Source organism: Anatilimnocola aggregata, assembly GCF_007747655.1.
In the GTDB taxonomy this organism is placed as follows: Bacteria; Planctomycetota; Planctomycetia; order Pirellulales; family Pirellulaceae; genus Anatilimnocola; species Anatilimnocola aggregata.
The window spans coordinates 4,497,202-4,514,131 of the sequence record NZ_CP036274.1; the positions used below are offsets into that span (position 1 = coordinate 4,497,202).

At 57.9% G+C, this 16,930-nt stretch carries 16 protein-coding genes; 11 read left to right on the forward strand and 5 right to left on the reverse strand.

The window, feature by feature from the left end; translation table 11 throughout:
* Positions 1–94 precede the first annotated feature (94 nt).
* From ETAA8_RS16835 to ETAA8_RS16850, 4 genes are all read right to left on the reverse strand, one after another.
* The gene (locus ETAA8_RS16835) at positions 95–1,732 is read right to left on the reverse strand and encodes a S41 family peptidase (protein ID WP_145090645.1); all 1,638 of its coding nucleotides are present in this window, start codon (positions 1,730–1,732) and stop codon (positions 95–97) included.
* Positions 1,733–2,238: 506 nt separating this feature from the next.
* The gene (locus tag ETAA8_RS16840) at positions 2,239–2,796 is read right to left on the reverse strand and encodes a hypothetical protein (RefSeq protein WP_145090649.1); all 558 of its coding nucleotides are present in this window, start codon (positions 2,794–2,796) and stop codon (positions 2,239–2,241) included.
* Positions 2,793–3,590, reverse strand: coding sequence for a PepSY-associated TM helix domain-containing protein (locus ETAA8_RS16845; protein ID WP_145090652.1), 798 nt, complete (start codon positions 3,588–3,590; stop codon positions 2,793–2,795). Before ETAA8_RS16845 ends, ETAA8_RS16840 begins: the two co-directional genes overlap by 4 nt.
* Before the next feature lie 68 nt (positions 3,591–3,658).
* Positions 3,659–4,441, reverse strand: coding sequence for a type II secretion system protein (locus ETAA8_RS16850; RefSeq protein ID WP_145090655.1), 783 nt, complete (start codon positions 4,439–4,441; stop codon positions 3,659–3,661).
* 629 nt (positions 4,442–5,070) lie between these two features.
* Between ETAA8_RS16850 and ETAA8_RS16855 the strand changes: the two genes are divergently transcribed.
* From ETAA8_RS16855 to ETAA8_RS16865, 3 genes are all read left to right on the forward strand, one after another.
* The gene (locus tag ETAA8_RS16855) at positions 5,071–6,411 is read left to right on the forward strand and encodes a Gfo/Idh/MocA family protein (RefSeq protein WP_145090658.1); all 1,341 of its coding nucleotides are present in this window, start codon (positions 5,071–5,073) and stop codon (positions 6,409–6,411) included.
* Positions 6,412–6,660: 249 nt separating this feature from the next.
* Complete coding sequence (locus ETAA8_RS16860) at positions 6,661–7,659, forward strand: sugar phosphate isomerase/epimerase family protein (RefSeq protein ID WP_145090661.1); 999 nt, start codon at positions 6,661–6,663, stop codon at positions 7,657–7,659.
* 294 nt (positions 7,660–7,953) lie between these two features.
* Positions 7,954–8,202: a hypothetical protein gene (locus ETAA8_RS16865; protein WP_145090664.1), complete on the forward strand. Its 249-nt coding sequence runs from the start codon at positions 7,954–7,956 to the stop codon at positions 8,200–8,202.
* Between the two features lie 212 nt (positions 8,203–8,414).
* Here ETAA8_RS16865 and ETAA8_RS16870 read toward each other — a convergent pair whose 3' ends face one another.
* Positions 8,415–8,939, reverse strand: a complete 525-nt coding sequence (locus tag ETAA8_RS16870; RefSeq protein WP_145090667.1) for a hypothetical protein — start codon at positions 8,937–8,939, stop codon at positions 8,415–8,417.
* A 464-nt stretch (positions 8,940–9,403) separates the two neighbouring features.
* On the opposite strand from ETAA8_RS16870, the gene ETAA8_RS16875 reads away from it, so the two are divergent.
* The 8 genes from ETAA8_RS16875 to ETAA8_RS16910 all read left to right on the forward strand — a co-directional run bounded on the left by ETAA8_RS16875 (position 9,404) and on the right by ETAA8_RS16910 (position 16,285).
* Positions 9,404–10,327 carry a diacylglycerol/lipid kinase family protein gene (locus tag ETAA8_RS16875; protein WP_202921034.1) on the forward strand — a complete coding sequence of 308 codons (924 nt, stop codon included), beginning with the start codon at positions 9,404–9,406 and terminating at the stop codon, positions 10,325–10,327.
* Positions 10,328–10,382: 55 nt separating this feature from the next.
* On the forward strand, positions 10,383–11,231 hold the full coding sequence (gene kdsA, locus ETAA8_RS16880; RefSeq protein ID WP_145090672.1) for a 3-deoxy-8-phosphooctulonate synthase: 849 nt from the start codon (positions 10,383–10,385) through the stop codon (positions 11,229–11,231).
* Positions 11,228–13,189, forward strand: coding sequence for a tetratricopeptide repeat protein (locus tag ETAA8_RS16885; RefSeq protein ID WP_145090675.1), 1,962 nt, complete (start codon positions 11,228–11,230; stop codon positions 13,187–13,189). Before kdsA ends, ETAA8_RS16885 begins: the two co-directional genes overlap by 4 nt.
* Before the next feature lie 76 nt (positions 13,190–13,265).
* A complete protein-coding gene (locus ETAA8_RS16890; RefSeq protein WP_145090678.1) occupies positions 13,266–13,568 on the forward strand; it encodes a hypothetical protein in 303 nt (100 codons plus the stop codon).
* A gap of 61 nt (positions 13,569–13,629) precedes the next feature.
* Entirely contained in the window at positions 13,630–13,860 is a 231-nt protein-coding gene (locus ETAA8_RS16895) for a hypothetical protein (RefSeq protein WP_145090681.1), read from the forward strand.
* 225 nt (positions 13,861–14,085) lie between these two features.
* Positions 14,086–15,219, forward strand: coding sequence for a Sua5/YciO/YrdC/YwlC family protein (locus ETAA8_RS16900; RefSeq protein ID WP_145090684.1), 1,134 nt, complete (start codon positions 14,086–14,088; stop codon positions 15,217–15,219).
* A 36-nt stretch (positions 15,220–15,255) separates the two neighbouring features.
* Positions 15,256–15,699 (forward strand): ribose 5-phosphate isomerase B, encoded by a 444-nt coding sequence (gene rpiB, locus ETAA8_RS16905; RefSeq protein ID WP_145090687.1) that lies wholly within the window; start codon positions 15,256–15,258, stop codon positions 15,697–15,699.
* A 169-nt stretch (positions 15,700–15,868) separates the two neighbouring features.
* Positions 15,869–16,285, forward strand: coding sequence for a hypothetical protein (locus ETAA8_RS16910; RefSeq protein ID WP_145090690.1), 417 nt, complete (start codon positions 15,869–15,871; stop codon positions 16,283–16,285).
* Positions 16,286–16,930 lie beyond the last annotated feature (645 nt).

The following is a 16,930-nucleotide window of genomic DNA, read 5'->3' on the forward strand; positions in this document are numbered from 1 at the left end:
ATTTAGTTGGGCAAAACTCAGACTGCTATGGTATTGATGCGAGCGAGTCAGTCTGGTTGATCGAGCGGCCTGGAGCAATCCCCGAAGTGGGCGATTACTTGCTGGCCGTCGTCATGGTGCGGGCGGTCTGCAAGCCAGTGTTAAAGATGGCGTCTTCACCGGGCGTGCGGCTGAGTTGGCCATCGACGGGCTTGGCACTCTTTTGCACGGCGATATCCGGGGCAATCCCCATTCCGCTGATGGCCTGGCCACTGGGCGTGTACCACTTGGCGGTGGTCAAGCGAATGCCGGTGCGGCTGACGGCCAGCGGGAAGATTCCTTGCACGGAACCTTTGCCGTAGCTCTTTTCGCCAACAACCGTGCCACGCTTATGGTCGCGGACGGCACCGGCGAGAATCTCGCTGGCACTGGCCGAGTCGTGATCGATCAGAATCACCAGCGGTACTCGCCAGGTTCCTTGCACTTGCCCCTTATGATCGAAGTCTTCTCGCGGGCTGCGGCCACGGGTAGCGACAATCAGTCCGTCGTTCACAAACTTGTCGGCGACGTCGACGGCAGCCTTCAGCAAGCCACCGGGGTTGCCGCGCAGGTCGATCACCAGGCTCCGCATCCCTTGGTCGTGCAGTTTCCACAACGCAGCGTCGACGTCGCGGGCAGTGGTCTTTTGAAAGCTGGTCAGTTTGAAGTAACCGACGCCAGCAGTGGTGTCGATGATCCGCACATCTTCAACGCTCGGTACTTCAACGCGGCGGCGCGTCAGCTTCAGCGTCCGTTCGACCCCTTGAGCATCGCGGAGAATCACGGTGACGAGGCTACCCTCCGAACCACGCAGCAGATCGGCCAGTTGATCGGGCGAAACCTGGCTGCTCGACTTGTCGTCGACTTGAATGATGCGATCGCCGGCGCGGATGCCACCCAGGTCAGCTGGGCCGCCAGAAATGATGTTCACCACCAGCAGGCCGGCGGGTTCGGTCTTCAGTTCCACACCGAGACCCACAAAGTTACCTTCGATCTGGGCAAAGATCTCGTCCATCTGACTATCGGTCAGAAAACTCGAGTATTCATCCAGGGCCGCGGCCGCACCACTCGCATACTCCAGAATCACTGCCTGGGGGCTGATTGCATATCGTTGCTTCACCGTGCGAGCAATGGCTTCGACCAATTCTTTCGCCTGGTGACGATCTTCAATCGCCTGGCGTTCGGTCCAAAAGCGAATATCGCGTTGCAGCTGGTTGTGCTGCTCGGCGGTGAGTGCCAAGTTGTTCGAAGTGACGAAGATCGGCTCGGTCAGGGCAGCATCGAAGTTAGTGGTACCCTGGCGCAGAATATCGTGCCATTTGGGCTGATGAACATAGTGGGCCGAGACCTTGAGGAGCACTTCTTCGTAAATGGCGAGGGCTTCCCGCTCGGTGATCGTGTGAATGGCCTTGGTGTAGGTCACGTCGGCATAGCGGCGGGCAACATCGTAGTGAGCCCGGACCATTGTCAGCCGTTGCTTGAGTTCCGGCCGCTCGGGATGGGCTCGTAGGGCTTCTTCATAATGCGAAAGAGCTTCGGCCCAGCGTTTTTGCTGTTCCAGGCGCGAGCCCTGTTCGAGCGTCTGAGCGACGTCGGAATTGATGTCTGCGATCGTTGCCAGCGGCTGCTGGGCACGAACGATCGAGACTGGCCACAAGCCAATTACGGCTGCGGTCAGGGCGGTGCAAATCAAGATGCGGGAGCGTGAAGTCATCGTTCCGTCTCGGCCGACGGACACGCACGCTAACCAAGAACCGACGAGCCAACACAATCGCGCAAAGCGAAAGCTGGGACGTTGGTGGGGAGCGGGTGCCACGCCGTTTCAGGATGCGGGCGAATCATCGGGCCGGAACTCGACAAGCGGCGGGGAGCCGCTCGGCCGGAGCGAAAATTGGGGTCCCTGCTGTCGAAACAGCCGGGCTGGAGCCCCCAATATCCCGCTTGCCGGCTCCCCCCACATGCTGTTGAGGGCGGAGCTTCAGCCAGATGGAATATAGGACACGAAATGCGACCGGTCAAAGAAAGTCGCGCCCGACTGCTCCGCTTCCCTAAGCAATGTCGTGCGACAATCCGCACAGGCCACACAAACCTGCATACGCAGGCTGGTTCCACTCGGTTCGCCCTTAGCCAGCAGTAACGATTTTTCCATTCTTGCTGGCAAGCGAAGAGTTGCGGCCGCTGCTGCGAAGACCAGAAGTCATCCATCTTCGCGCGCCGCGACTATTCTTCTTCGCTCAGCTGCACCACCACCATGCTCAGCGCCAGTAGGCCCGTGGCGACAAACAGCACGTTGCGCAAACTAAACCAGCTGGCAGGCGCGGCGGCCGAATTAATCAGCAACACGCGGGTGCCGGTTGGTTCGAGCGGTATGAGCCGATGCTTGAACTTCGCCCCTGCGTACGTCCCCGCTACGAGGGTGGGACTAAGCACTGGCTGTTTCATCGCCTCTTGAACTGCTGGCCAAGGGGCCGGCCAGTGAGTCGGACCTTCTCCATCGTCCTCGTCAATCACGTTGGCAGCAACGACCGGCGGCGCACCAGGAGCACCCTGCAACAAGAGAATTTGTGCTGAAGGATCTTGTTTCGTCAGGTTGCCAGCCAATTGAGAAAGAATGACTGCCTGCTGCTGTTCCGTGGCGACGCGCAGCTGTTCGATTGCTTGCGCATCAGGCTCGCCGGGGCTCGACGGCCCGCGTTGCAAAAAAGTGGCCACGATCACGGCGACCAACAGCACCCCCACCAATCCCCAGCCGTAGCCAAGTTTTTCGCTGCGGCTCATGACGCGGTCACTTCTAATTCGCGAGTCTCGCTCGCCACCACTTCCTGTTCAGCAATTTTGGTTTCAGGAACCGCTGGCTTGCCTGCTCGTTTGGCAAGCAAGGCGGGATGAATTGCCGGATTACCCGCCGGTGTTTTGGCAGCGGTCTTGGCGGGAACTTTCTTTTTGCCGAACTTCTTCACTAGCGGAATGACATACAGCACAACGCCGGTTCCGCCGAGGAGCAAAATGGCAAAACCCGCAACATCAGACCAGAAATAGCCATAGTCGTGACTGAAAATCTTGCCGGTGTGCAGATCGTGCACGACCTTTTGCCAAGACATCCCCGCTTTGGGATCGCCTTTCTTTTCGACCACTGCTTGCTCCGACATCGACCACACAATCTCTTCGGGACCGGTTTGAGCGGCACGATCGACCTTCAGTTTGACGACCATCCCGTAACCGGGCTCGTTCTTAATTTCCATTCGCTCCAGCGGCACTTCGCCCCAAATCTTCACCCCTTCGGCAATCGCCAGGTTCACTTGCTCCCCGTGAGCTTGCCAGCTGTTTTGCTTCGCAAGCAGAGAAGACGGAGAACTGGCGGCTTTTTTCTCGCGATACTTGGTTTCATTTTCCGGCGAGGCGGCCATCTCGGTCGCTTTGTCCTTTTTCTCTTTCTTCATGTATTGCGGCTTCAGCCCCAACAAACGTTCGTGATTCAGCATCACGCCGGTAGCGGCAATCAGCCCCATCGGAATCAGCACAATCAAACCAACCCACAAGTGAACGTCGCGAAACTTGGGATAGAGCGACATTTAGAAATCCTTTGGTCTTGATGAGGGCTGCAGTTAGACAAACGGAGCAAAATCTGGCGCTAGGTCGATTAGTCGTCGCCCGAGTTGGGATCCTTGCCGCGGAAAGCTTCGAACTCTTCCTTCGATCCAAACGTGTGGACATTTCCGCCGACAAAAACGACGTTGAAGACGTTCTCGTGATAGGGCTTAATCGTGTAGATCCCCCGCAGCGTGTTCCATTTCGTTTCGCCAATCTTCCACGGATCGGGCATATCGCGCGATAGTTGAATGAAACTGGCGGCAGGGCCGTCACCGTTGTCGGCTTTTCCTTCCAACGCTTTTTTGATGTCAACTCCGGCATTGTGCTGGGCCAGGGTCCGAACGTTCAGCGCTTTGGCTTTTTTGGTCTTGGTGACGAACATCCCCTTCTTGGCGTCCCACTCGGTCGCCATACGTTCGGGGAGTTCTGGTTCGCTGAACGCGCGACCCTCGAACTTGTAGCTGCTACCCATGGACTTCCACATGGGGGCCGACGATTCATAAGAGCCAATGTCGCCCGGGCAGCGAAACATTTTCTTGTTGTTCTCGCAAAACGGCAGCAAGCCATACATGGCCGTCTGATTTTCGTGGGTAAGGTCACCGTCACCCACCGAGAATGGCATCACCCCGCCGTAAACGTCGATGTAATTGTGGGTGGCGATCCCGATTTGGCGCAAATGGCTCGAGCATTCGGCACGCTGAGCCGCGCGGCGCGCTGCCTGAACGGCAGGGAGCAACAGCGCCATAATGATGCCGATAATGGCGATGACAACCAGCAACTCAACCAGGGTGAAGGCACGAAGTCTGCGACTCCGTCGCAATTCAGTGAACATGGCGGCTACCTTGGGGCGGGGCACAATACAGGTGGGTAGTTTTAAGTGCCTAAATCAGCGATCGGTTTTAATGATACTGATTCTCAGTTCCTGATTGGGTGTAAAATTAAACCAACGGCAAATCGATGTCAACTACACACTTCGTAAAGGTTGCCAACTGAACTCGCGGCCATTCACACCCGCAGCACACTGCACACGCCATCGCTGGGCCAAAACAGCGAGGCAAATCTTAGTGACAGATGATTGACAACTAGTCACTAATTATTAATAATCGGGACGGCTGCTTTGGCAACTTGGTGGAAGGAGCGCGCGTGCGCGGTGGGAACCGCTCGCGTGGCTGAGCGGGACGAAAGTTCTTGCTCTCCCTGGCAATGAACCGCTCTCGGCGAGCTGCATCGCCGAGGTTTATCAACAGATAGGATGATTTCAGAATTGGCAAATTAGACGTAAATCGTTGTTGCAGAACGGTTTGATTGTGATGCACGCAAAAGGGGGGTGTTGATTAATCGGCACCGCAAAAATCTCATCCCCGCTGCATTCTCCATCTCGAATTTGAGCGCGGCGGCACTTACACTTTGAAGACACCCGCTTGGGCTACCCTCCGATTTGCGTCTCTCCAGGAACCTGTCATGCAAAATCAGTCCACTTCGCGCCGTACATTCTTGCGCCAGTCAGCAACCGTCGCCGCCACGGCGGCAGTTGTTCCTTATTTCCTCTCGTCCCCCAAGGCCTTTGCCAATCAAGACAAGAACGATCGCCCCCAGATCGGTTGCATTGGTGTCGGCAGCATGGGGACCGGCGATGCCCGCGCTCATGCCGGCTTTGGCGACATTGTCGCGGTTTGCGATGTGGACTCGAAGCATGCCGACCGTGCGAAGAACGACGAGAAGATCGGCAAAGGAAAGGCCGACGCTTACGAAGACTATCGCAAGGTGCTGGACCGCAAAGATATCGACGTCGTCAGCGTGGTGACGACCGACCATTGGCATGTGAAGATCGCCATCGAGGCGCTGCAAGCTGGCAAGCACGTTTTCTGCCAAAAGCCGCTCACGCTGACCATCGAAGAAAACCAACTCATTCGCAACGCTTGCAAAAAGTATCCCAATCAGGCGTTTCTGGTTGGCACCCAGCAGCGCAGCACGCGTAACCTGTTCCTCCGCGCGGTGAACATGGTACAGAAGGGACTGCTCGGCGATATCAAGACGGTCACCTGCGGCATCGGTGCCAGCCCGACCGGGGGTCCATTCCCGGTGGAAGAAGTCCCCGAGAATCTGAACTGGGATATGTGGCTGGGCCAGGCTCCGAAGGTCGACTTTCGCAAGAAGCGTTCGCACTACGAATTCCGCTGGTGGTACGAATACTCGGGGGGCAAGTTCACCGACTGGGGTGCTCATCACGTCGATATCGCCACGTGGGCGATTGGCGAAGACAAAGAAGGGCAAGGCCCGATTGAAGTCGACGGTACCGATGCCAAGCATCCGGTTCCCTTTGAAAAGGGATATCCCACCGTGGACGATCGTTACAACACCTCGCATGATTTCGCGGCCAAGTGCAAATTCGCGAGCGGCGTCGAGATGATCGTCACCAGCCGCGGCGACAATGGCGTGCTTTTTGAAGGAACCAAGGGACGATTGTTCGTGAATCGCGGCAAGATTACCGGCAAGCCCATTGAAGAGAATTGGGATAAAGACCAATTCACCGACGACGACGTCATCAAGATGTATAAGGGCAAACCGGCCGAAGGCCACAAGAACAATTTCTATCGCTGCATTCGCGAAGGTGGACTCACGGTTTCGGACGTATTCAGCCACGTCCAAATGATGAACACCTGCCATCTGGCAGCGATTGCTTCGCGCTTGGGTCGTTCGATCAAGTGGAATCCCAAGTCGGAACAGATCGTGGGCGATGACGAAGCGGCCACCTTCCTCTCGCGCAAGCAACGCGAAGGGTTCGAGATTCCAAAGGTGTAGCCCTTTATAGTGTGGGCTTTAGCCCACACTGGGTTGAACGAATGAACTGAGCCGGAAGCGTGAGCGCCCGGAGAATTGCGTTTTAAGAAAAAGCGAATACTCTCCGGGCGCTGACGCTTCCGGCGCGGGTGGGGTGGCGATCCCAAGCCACCATTTTGTCGCCCGTTGCGAATCGCGCGGCTGCTCGCAACAATAACCGTCCCCTTTCCCCGCACATTGTTCCAAGTTTTGCAGTCAGGAGTGTGTCTTATGCCGCGTCCGGTTACTCTCTTCACCGGTCAGTGGGCCGATCTGCCGCTGGAAACCATGGCCCGCAAGACGAAGGATTTTGGTTACGACGGCATCGAACTCGCCTGCTGGGGCGACCACTTTGAAGTTGACAAGGCCCTCTCAGACGATGGCTACTGCAAGCGGAAGCGCGAACTGCTCGATAACGTCGGTCTGCAGTGCCACGCCATCAGTGCACATCTGGTTGGCCAGGCTGTGTGCGACATTATCGACGAGCGCCACAAACTGATTCTGCCGCCCTATATTTGGGGCGACGGCAAACCCGAGGGTGTGAATAAGCGAGCCATTGAAGAACTGAAGAACACCGCCCGCGCTGCCAAGAAGTTCGGCGTCGAAGTGGTCAACGGCTTTACCGGCAGCAGCATTTGGCACTTGCTCTATTCGTTCCCGCCAGTGTCGAGCAAGATGATCGACGACGGCTTTAAGCTGTTTGCCGATCGCTTCAATCCGATTTTGGACGTCTTTGCCGAATGTGGCGTGAAGTTCGCCCTGGAAGTCCATCCGACCGAGATTGCCTTCGACATTTACACCGCCCAGCGGGCACTCGAAGCGCTCGATCATCGGCCCGAGTTCGGCTTCAACTTCGACCCCAGCCACTTGCACTGGCAGGGAATCGATTCAGTTGAGTTCATCCGCGCGTTCCCGGATCGCATTTATCACATGCACGTGAAAGACGCGATCGTCACGCTCAACGGCCGCAGCGGCATTCTGGCCAGCCACATCAACTTTGGCGATCATCGCCGGGGTTGGGACTTCCGCAGCCCGGGGCGCGGCACGGTCAATTTCGAGGAGATCATTCGCGAACTCAATCGCGTCGGCTACCAAGGGCCGCTGAGCGTCGAATGGGAAGACAGCGGCATGGAGCGAGAATTTGGCGCTCGCGAAGCAGCTGCCTTCGTTCGTCAAAAGGACTTCGCTCCTTCGGGCCGCGCGTTTGATGCCGCGTTCGAAAAGGCGTAGGCCGAACTTGCGAGTTGCTCGTTTGCTGAAGAGTGCTGTCGCTAGCAGGAACTGGCTAGCGACAGGTTCTACGACCGCGCAAGTGTCTTCCGGTTGTTTTATCTGTAACCGCAAGTCGTTACAGATATGCGGTTTGCAGCAATTCCGCGCGGGGCTACTTTCGTTTGCCTTGTGTCCGCGGATAGAATTGCTTCGTGGCGTCGCGGCCGCTCCTGGTAGTAGCAGCTGGAGCGGAGAGTCGGTGTTGCGATCAACCGACGCCTGCAGGAATGCCTGATTTAAAAGGATGCAACAATGCCAGCTACCATGAACCAACCCAATTCGAATCCACGCCGGCTGCTCGCATCATTTGGGCTCGAATCGGACTCGGCTGGCGCGAATGCCCATTACATCGACGCGGCTGAGTTCCGCCGCCTGATGGTGTCGAATCGCCGCATGGAACGGGCCGATCGCTTAGCCCCCAAAATGCGCGGCCTCCGCGATTTGGAGACCGGCGAACTCTATTTGACCGACGAGCGTTGGCTGCTGGATGGCAAGCGCTAAGGGCGGTTTCGCAGCTAGCCCGGGTCAACAGACTCTGATCAAGAAACATTGAGCGGCCGGCGAATCCTGGTGAATTCGTCGGCCGCTTTTTATTTAGATCCGGCCCACTGCCGGGTAAGTGAATGACAGGCTTGCTTCAGTTCTCTGCTATGAAAAAGGCGTCCGTGCCTTTGGTTTTTGACTGTTGAATTCTGCGGTGAAAGTGGCTGGAGTTAGGGAAGTACGATCGAGAATCCTTTGCCACCCAGCGAGAAGCCAGGGCGACTGATCGGGCGAACCGGCCGCGGCCCGTAGTGGTCGACCTCACGGGCCAGTTCGCGACCGATATAGCTGATGTCTTGCTCGATCGCGGCCAGTTCACTTCGCATCGACCGGCTGAAGCCAAGGCCGACACCGTACGCGTGATTGCCAAAGTGGCGAGCGGTTTGACGAAGGGTGCTCAGTTCGCGTTCGACGAGCGAGATGTTGCCAATGCGGGCGAACGATTGCAGGCGACGGGCCGAAAGTTCGAGTTGGGCAGCATCGACGATCAGTTCGCGGCGTTCCTGAAAGTTGATTCGTGATTCACGCACCAGAAAGCTCAGGTTGCGAGCATGACCGGCAAGTTCTCCGCTCATCGCACTAATGTTGCCCAAATGGTTATGACCGTGATCGGCCCGAGCGGGCGAAGCCACGCAGCTGAGCAGGGTGAGTGCAGCGAAAGTACCGAAGCAGAGCGAGCGGATGGTGGTCGTCATGGCCGAAACTCCCAGGACAGTTTTTTGAGTTGGTGAAGCCTCGTAATCCGTGGCCTCGATGAATGCTAGTAACGCAGCGAGCGTGCCAAACATAACGACGCGACCGCAGTCAAATATGCATAAGGCCATTAAGCGAAAAGACTTACAAGCGAGCGAAAATCCTGCCAGCAAAGCTTTCGCAGGCGTCACAGAATCCGCAAGCGGCGCGATCTGTCGCTAGTTTGAGGGCGCGCGAAGTCGATTTGATTCTGGCCGCCTTTCTGGAGTCTCAAATTCCCAGTCGCAATTGGCGAATCTCCCTGGGACGTCCCCCTGTTTCTGACCTGGAACTCGGTTAAGTTGCAGCAGGCAGTTCTGCTGGTTATCCCCGGCAACTGCGGGCTCTCCCGCTGAGTTTGTTTTTCGTTGGTCGAATGTCCGTGATCCAGCAAATAGCGGCAACGCGGCGCCACGTTCTCTTCTCGGTGAACCCGCGCGCCGGTGCACGCTTCCGGGGCGAACTAGTCGACCAACTGCACGACGAACTCGCCAAGTTCGATCTCACGACCGAAGCCTTTACCGATATCCAACTTCTCCGCACACGTGCGGCGGAACTCCTCGAGACCGAACAACTGCGAGCAGTCGTTGCCGCCGGCGGCGATGGCACCATTGCCCTCCTAGCCAATCACACGCCCCCCGGCGCGCCGCTGGCGATTTTGCCGCTGGGGACCGAAAACCTGCTGGCCAAGTACCTGGAACTTTCTTCCGATGCGGCCGTCCTGGCACAGATCATTTCCGACGGCTACACCCAACAGTTCGATATGGGCGAAGCCAATGGCCAGTTGTTTTCGCTAATGGCGGGCTGCGGGTTCGATGCGGAGGTGGTCCGCCGGCTACACAGTGACCGCCGGGGTAACATTCATCATTGGTCGTACATCAAACCAATTCTCGATTCGATCCGTAATTACGAATATCCCGAACTGCGCGTGCGGTACGCGCCGGCCGAACAAGCGGGGGATGAACTGACCGAAGAACTGTCGGCCCGCTGGGCGTTTGTTGTGAATATTCCGCGGTACGCCGGGGGATTGAACCTCGCGCCGGGCGCGGAAGGCGACGACGGCCTGCTGGATGTGTGCACATTTCGGGAAGGTTCGCTGTGGAATGGGCTCGTCTATCTCGGCGGCGTCTTGCTGGGACAACACGAATCGATGCAGGACTATTCGCACATTCGGACCCGCCGGTTAGTGATCACTGCCGAGCCCGAGGCGCCATTTCAACTCGATGGTGACCCAGGAGGAATGTTGCCGCTGGACATTTGCATTCGGCCGAAGCGCTTGACGGTGCTGGTCTCGCACTATCGGGCCGTGACGCAGCAGCCACAGGCAGTAGAATCACCGGCAGCCAAATAACGAATCGAACACAGGCCGCGAACGAGTCGCAGTCAGTCACCACAGGGAGAGTTTTGTGCCAGCCGATCAACCGACCACCCATAACCCGGCCCGGGTCGGACCCTATCAATGCGGCCGCGGGCAGCCACTGCTGCTCATCGCCGGACCGTGCGTCATCGAGACCGAAGAGCTAACGCTGCACATCGCCCAGCGGCTGAAGGAGATCGTCAGTTCGCGGCCGGTGAATCTCGTCTTCAAAGCCTCGTTCGATAAAGCCAATCGAACCAGCGGTGGTGCCTTTCGCGGTTCGGGCATCGAACGCGGGCTGCAAATCCTAGCCAAGGTGAAGCAGACCACCGGACTGCCGGTGACGACCGACATTCACGAATCAACGCAAGCGGCCAGCGCGGCCGAAGTCTGCGATGTGCTGCAAATTCCCGCCTTCCTGGCCCGGCAAACCGACTTGCTCGTGGCAGCCGCCCAAACGGGGCGAACGGTGAATGTGAAGAAGGGGCAGTTCATGGCCCCCTGGGATATGAAGCACGTCGTCACCAAGCTCAACTCGGCCGGTTGCGATAACGTGCTCCTCTGCGAGCGCGGCACCTTCTTCGGCTATGGTACCCTCGTCAGCGACATGCGCTCCCTCCCCATCATGCGCAAGTTAGGACCACCGGTGATTTTCGACGCTACACATAGCGTGCAAGAACCGGGTGGCCTGGGGAGTGCGACCGGCGGCAACCGCGCGATGGTCGAACCGCTCGCGCGGGCAGCCGTGGCAGTTGGTGTCGATGGACTCTTTTTTGAAACACATCCCAACCCCGATCAATCGCCCAGCGATGGTCCGAACATGATTCCCCTCGACGACTTTGCCGCGCTGCTCGATCGCGTACTCAAAGTTCGCGCTGCAGTGGAGGATTTCACATGAACAAGAACTATTGGCCTGCTGGCCTGGCCTGCGCCGGGCTAGCAATTCTCTCCGTCACCACAACCGGCTGCGTGCCGCGGGCGAAGACGATTACCGAAACAACCAGCACGAGCACCGGCAGCGCGCGGTCGGTCGATGAATTGACGCTGGGCTTCGAATCGCTCCGCAACCTGAACAACCCTGCGGCGACGGAGCGCGGTGCCGACGGTATCGTCTCGAACTCGTCAGCCAGTCGCGCGGTGTTCTACTTGAATCAGTGGCTGGCGCGGCAAGATATCGACGCGTTTCAGTGGCAAAGCGATCCAATGTTCGAGAAGACGCCGCAATCAATCCGCAAACACCCGGTGTTCGCACAACTCGACCAACTCGACTACACACTGCCCGATGTTACCTACCTGCAGCAGTGTCTCTGGTTGAACGACATCGCCCAGCGCACCACTCAGGAGCCTGCTCCGGCGGCGCTCCAGCCTTGGCTGCAAGAGATCGAGAAAAATGGCAAGATCGAGGCAGCCAATCAGCTGCGGCAGGCTGAGCGACTGTTCGATTGGACCGTTCGCAACATTCAACTCAATCCGCTGTTGCCGCCACCGAAGGGACCGCAACTCACGGCCGAAGAAGCCAAAAAGAGCGATAATCGGCCGCCGCCACAGCGGGGCGTTCCTGGCCCCGGCTATCAACAACTGCCGCGGCAAACATTGCTCTATGGCGAAGGCGACTCGTGGGAACGGGGCCGCATCTTCATTCAGTTGTGTCGCCAGGCGGGCATTCCCGCGGTGATGCTCGGCATGGTTCGCGATACCGAACTGGCCGGCCCGCAAGCCTGGGCAGCAGCGGTGCTCGTCGAGGAAGAGTTGTACTTGTTCGATCCGCAACTGGGCATCGCGATTCCGGGGCCCAATCGACAAGGCATCGCCACGCTGACGGAATTTGTTGCTGACGAATCGTTACGGACTGCTTTGCAGCCGCCGGAGGGTGAACCTTACGGTGTGACCGCCGAAGATTTGCAGAATGTGGCGGCACTGCTCGAAGCTCAGCCCGAAACGCTCTATCGTCGCATGGCCTTTCTCGAAGAGCCGATCAACAACGCGCGGGCGCATTCGCGGACGGAACAACGGGCCGAGGGGGACGATCGTCCCCGACTGGAGATCGTCCTCGCATATCGCCCGACGGAACTTGAGCCCAAGCTGCGGCGTGTGAAGCACATCAGCACAGTCGGACTGTGGCGCGTGCCGTTCGAAGCAGTCTTCTATTCGATGGCCTTGCCCGAAGTGGTTGCCAAGCAGCCCGAACTGGCCATGCGTCTGCAAGAGCGCGAGATTGTGCTCAACAAAGAAGAAATGGTTTACCTGGGCGACAAGCAAACGGTCGATCGTTCGCTCGTCGAAGGGCAACAGCAGAAAGTGCGCACGCCCCGCAGCGTGACGCTTAATCAGGGGCGCGATTATTTTCTCCGCGGGCGGTTCGAAGACCTCGATGGTCGCCCCGGCGCTCGTTCGGTCATGCTGTCGTTCCGACCTTCGGCCCAGGAAATTGAACTGCACGAATCGTCGCCCGCCTATCTGCGCGCCAAGTACGGCGAGCATGTCCCGCTGCCGGAAGATCCCAAGCAGCGCGCCCTCGGGCTGATGCGGATGGGGCGAATGATGCGTTCGGCCAAGAACAACTCGACCTATTGGTTGGCTCTTTCGTACTTCGAAACCGGCGAATATGCCAACGCCATCGAATGGCTCGACCCAATTGTCCGCGGCGAATTCCCCGACAGCCCGTGGCTCGACGGCGCGCGGTACATCACCGCGCGAAGCTACGAAGCGCTCGGCAAAACCGACCAGGCCCGCGAACTTTACCTGGCCGACGAATCGCCCCAAGCCGCCGGCAACAAACTTCGCGCCGAATGGCTCAAACCCCCAGTTGACGCGGCCAAGCCAGAGAAGCCGACCGACGAATCAGAGAAGAAGTAGCGAACGCTCAAATCTCCCCACTTAGCCCGACGCGAGCTCAGCAGAACTCCCCTCGTACAAAAAGGCTAGTGAAGCCGTGAACAACCCTAAACCGGCACGCTGGGAAGAGCGGATGGTCCCGTATCTGGAGAGCCTTGCCGCCAAGATGCTCAAGAGCCGCGAGTTTGGTTATTTGAAGAAGGTTGCCGACTTATTGGTGGGCCTGAATGGACCAGGGTGGAGTCGCTTGGCGGACGAAAACAGAGAGCAATATCTGCAGCAGATGAGGGAAGATTTTCACATGAGAGGGATGGGAGAATCGTACGGCTTTGACCCAGATTATTTGGCGGTGTGTGACCTGATTAACGCCGAGTACCAAGCAGTCAGACGTCGACTGTGAACTGCGACCATTTGCCTCGTCACTCTGGCGGGGCTTTTTCGTGCGCGGGTAGAATAGGGGAATGAATGAAAGCCCTCGCAAGCCTTGGCTAATCGCTGCTGCTGCAATTATCCAGGTGGTAGGTGCCGCAGTCATGCTTCGGGCGCTTTACACCGAATCATCTTTGCTGCAGATTATCGCAACACCTTTTCTCGGGGGCGGAACCAGTTGGCTATTCTATCTGACTTATGGCGATCAGTTCGAGCAGGAATTTCCGTTTCGCCGACGGCGGGGACCACCTCATCAAGGATGACCCATAACCAAACGAGCTACCCCAAAACCCTCACGACACATTCTCGTCGTCTCTTGACCATTCCACGTAACTGCCGATAGAATAAGTAATTAGGGCGGTGGGTCACAGTTGATTGCTGAGCGCAGCTTGTCACGCTGTTGAGGCCTGTGAAGCGCAGGTTCGCTCATCCCATTGCCTCGTTTGCCAGCGTAGTGTGACTACGCGCGACAAAAAGCTTGGGACGAAATGTCGCCACTCGTCATTGACGTAAATCAGACCGACGACCCGCGAGACGTAATTCACCGGGCCGTGCAGGCGCTGGTCGAAGGAAAACTGGTCGCGTTTCCTTCGGAAACGGTCTACGTGATGGCCGCGAGCGCGCTTAACGAAGCGGCCGTCCAGCGTTTGGCCGCCATCCGTCAGCCCGAACCGAACGAACCACTCTGCCTGGCGATTCGCAGCACCGACGACGCCATCGATTTTGCCCCGCAACTCCCTTCGCTCGGCCTGCGCCTGGCCCGCCGCTGTTGGCCTGGCCCGGTGACGCTGGAAGTCGAAGACGCTCAGCTAGAGAGCGTGATTCAACGGCTGCCAAAAGGTGTCCAGGCGCTGGTGGCACCGGAAAAGCGAATTCGGATGCGAGTCCCCGCGCACGATATGTTGCTAGGCGCCTTGCGACTTGTGGCCGGCCCGCTGGTTATGTCCGGCGCGCGGCGGGCGACCGATCCCGATACGATTACTGGCAAAGAAGTGGTGCAGCGCATCGGCTCCGAGATCGACTTGGTGCTCGACGAAGGGAAGAGCCGCTTCGGTCAACGGTCGTCGCTGGTCCGAATCACTGGCAATCAGTTGCAAGTGCTGCGGAGCGGGGTCATTTCCGAAGCCAATCTGAAACGGCTCGCCAGTTGGATGGTGATTGTCGTCTGCACGGGAAACACCTGCCGCAGCCCCATGGCTGAAGTGTTGCTCCGCAAACGCCTGGCCGAGAAGTTCGGCGTCTCGGCCGAAGAACTTGAAGATCGGGGCGTGCTAGTGCTGTCGGCCGGCATCGCCGCAGCACCGGGCGGACGAGCAGCCGCCGAAGCCATTGCGATCATGCGCGAGCGAAGCCTCGACCTGAGCCAGCACGAGAGTCAACCCCTCAGCGATCGCCTGGTTCGCTATGCCGACCTGATTCTGACGATGACCCGCGGCCATCGCGAGGCCATTGTTTCGCACTGGCCCGAAGCTGGGGCGCGAACGTTCACGATCTCGCACAATCGGGGCGATGTTGCCGACCCGATTGGCGGCCCGGCCGATCTGTATCGCAAATGTGCCGAGCAGATCGATGCCCATCTGGCCGAATGGGTCAACGAATTAGATCTCGACAAGCCACAGTAGCGGCCTTCTCCGACTAGCCATTGAGAAAGAACGATCATGCGGATTTCGATTGGGAGCGATCATCGGGGCGTAGCACTCAAGGGGCAACTTCTGCCATTGCTCGCGTCGCTCGGTCATGAAGTAGTCGACGAAGGGACCAACCAGACAAGCAGCGTCGACTATCCCGATTACGCCGCACTGGTGGCGGGCAAAGTGTCGAAGCACGAAGTCGACCGGGGGATTCTGGTTTGCGGCACCGGCGTCGGCATGGCCATCGCCGCCAACAAGTTTCCCGGCGTGCGGGCCACCATTGTTCCCAACGAGCGGGTTGCGCGGCTCTGCCGGCAGCACAACAATGTGAACGTCCTCTGCCTGTCTGAAGAGCAAGTGGCCGAATCGACTCCCATCGTCAAAGCCTGGCTGGAGACCGAATTCGAAGGTGGCCGCCACGCTAACCGGATCGACAAGATCACCCGCTGCGAACAGGCGAATTGCGGGTAGTGCGACAGGCATCTTGCCTGTCATTCTTTTCGAACCAAGTGGGAAAATGAGACACAGGCTGGAAGCCTATCCCACGAGGATTGGGCTTGCACGAGCTAGCCAGCATTGCGTAAGAGTCACCCTGGAATCGATCCGAGTTTAGATCGATCTGAAACCAGGGAGCTTTGGCATGACTTTGTTGCGATCTTTGTCGGCGGTGGTGATGCTCGCGTCTGCCTGCCCTCTATTGGGAGCCGAGCCGGCGCCCCAGCAGTACCTGGCCACGGTGCGAATTACCGAGAACCAGCCGGGGGGCGAGCCCAAGGTGCTGGCTGCTCCCAGGGTGATCTTTACAGCGGAGGGACCAGCGATCATCGAAGTTGGCGATGACAAGCGCAAGTGCGAGATTAGCTTGTCGGTAGCGGCGGAAGCAGCCCCCATCACGCATCTGGTGAAGGTGAAGATCATCCAAGATCCGAATTCCAAAACTCCGGCGGTGCTGGCTTCTTCCACACTCGCCCTGGCCGGTGGTAAGCCAGGCAAGATCAGCAGTGATCGCCTCGTGATTGAAGCAGCAGTCGAAACGCTGCCAGAGCCGGCTAAATAGGCGGGCAGAATATCTTTGAAAAACCACCGCGCCGTGACCAACCTAGTCACGCGTCGAGCATCTTCTAGTCACGGGATGCTCTATTTCAATTTGGTAGCAATTAGGTGCTTATTGCGCGCATAATCGTGCGCTATTCGGAAACTACTCTTGTTGTTTCAATTATCGACAAGGGATGACTATTCGCCGTTGCCGCCTGGCCACTGCACGCCGTGTGATTTGCTCAGTGCGAGAGGCTTGCCGAAAAACATGGCCCGATAGCGGAAAGATTCCGGAAATCGATTTGGCCGACTTTCGCGATAAATCACACCTTTCTATATCGCAAGTACTGTGCGTACAACTATTTGTGACATATCGGAAAGTTGTCGCGCACAAGAAATAGTGGAAATTGAATTTTGGAAATCTCCGGTCGCCAAGTCATTTCAGCACGATTTTCGGCGGCAAACAGGTGCTGGCCTAAGGGAGTCTTGATCGCCCGCGCAAATTCTTAACGCTCGTCTCTTTCTGGAACTCTCCGCCGGCCGGTGAACCCAACGGCGAGCGTTTCGCAGGTGATGCATCCGGATGTTTTGGAATCCAGTTCGGGATTGCTCAGCCTGCCCGTTCGCCCCACAATAAGCTGACGCCAGCAGTGGCAGTAACATTGCC

What these genes read in the sequence shown, in the direction of transcription:
- ETAA8_RS16835 (WP_145090645.1), bottom strand. Translation starts at nt 1,732, where the DNA reads ATGACTTCACGCTCCCGCATCTTGATTTGCACCGCCCTGACCGCAGCC.
- ETAA8_RS16840 (WP_145090649.1), bottom strand. Translation starts at nt 2,796, where the DNA reads ATGAGCCGCAGCGAAAAACTTGGCTACGGCTGGGGATTGGTGGGGGTG.
- ETAA8_RS16845 (WP_145090652.1), bottom strand. Translation starts at nt 3,590, where the DNA reads ATGTCGCTCTATCCCAAGTTTCGCGACGTTCACTTGTGGGTTGGTTTG.
- ETAA8_RS16850 (WP_145090655.1), bottom strand. Translation starts at nt 4,441, where the DNA reads ATGTTCACTGAATTGCGACGGAGTCGCAGACTTCGTGCCTTCACCCTG.
- ETAA8_RS16855 (WP_145090658.1), top strand. Translation starts at nt 5,071, where the DNA reads ATGCAAAATCAGTCCACTTCGCGCCGTACATTCTTGCGCCAGTCAGCA.
- ETAA8_RS16860 (WP_145090661.1), top strand. Translation starts at nt 6,661, where the DNA reads ATGCCGCGTCCGGTTACTCTCTTCACCGGTCAGTGGGCCGATCTGCCG.
- ETAA8_RS16865 (WP_145090664.1), top strand. Translation starts at nt 7,954, where the DNA reads ATGCCAGCTACCATGAACCAACCCAATTCGAATCCACGCCGGCTGCTC.
- ETAA8_RS16870 (WP_145090667.1), bottom strand. Translation starts at nt 8,939, where the DNA reads ATGACGACCACCATCCGCTCGCTCTGCTTCGGTACTTTCGCTGCACTC.
- ETAA8_RS16885 (WP_145090675.1), top strand. Translation starts at nt 11,228, where the DNA reads ATGAACAAGAACTATTGGCCTGCTGGCCTGGCCTGCGCCGGGCTAGCA.
- ETAA8_RS16895 (WP_145090681.1), top strand. Translation starts at nt 13,630, where the DNA reads ATGAATGAAAGCCCTCGCAAGCCTTGGCTAATCGCTGCTGCTGCAATT.
- ETAA8_RS16900 (WP_145090684.1), top strand. Translation starts at nt 14,086, where the DNA reads ATGTCGCCACTCGTCATTGACGTAAATCAGACCGACGACCCGCGAGAC.
- rpiB (WP_145090687.1), top strand. Translation starts at nt 15,256, where the DNA reads ATGCGGATTTCGATTGGGAGCGATCATCGGGGCGTAGCACTCAAGGGG.
- ETAA8_RS16910 (WP_145090690.1), top strand. Translation starts at nt 15,869, where the DNA reads ATGACTTTGTTGCGATCTTTGTCGGCGGTGGTGATGCTCGCGTCTGCC.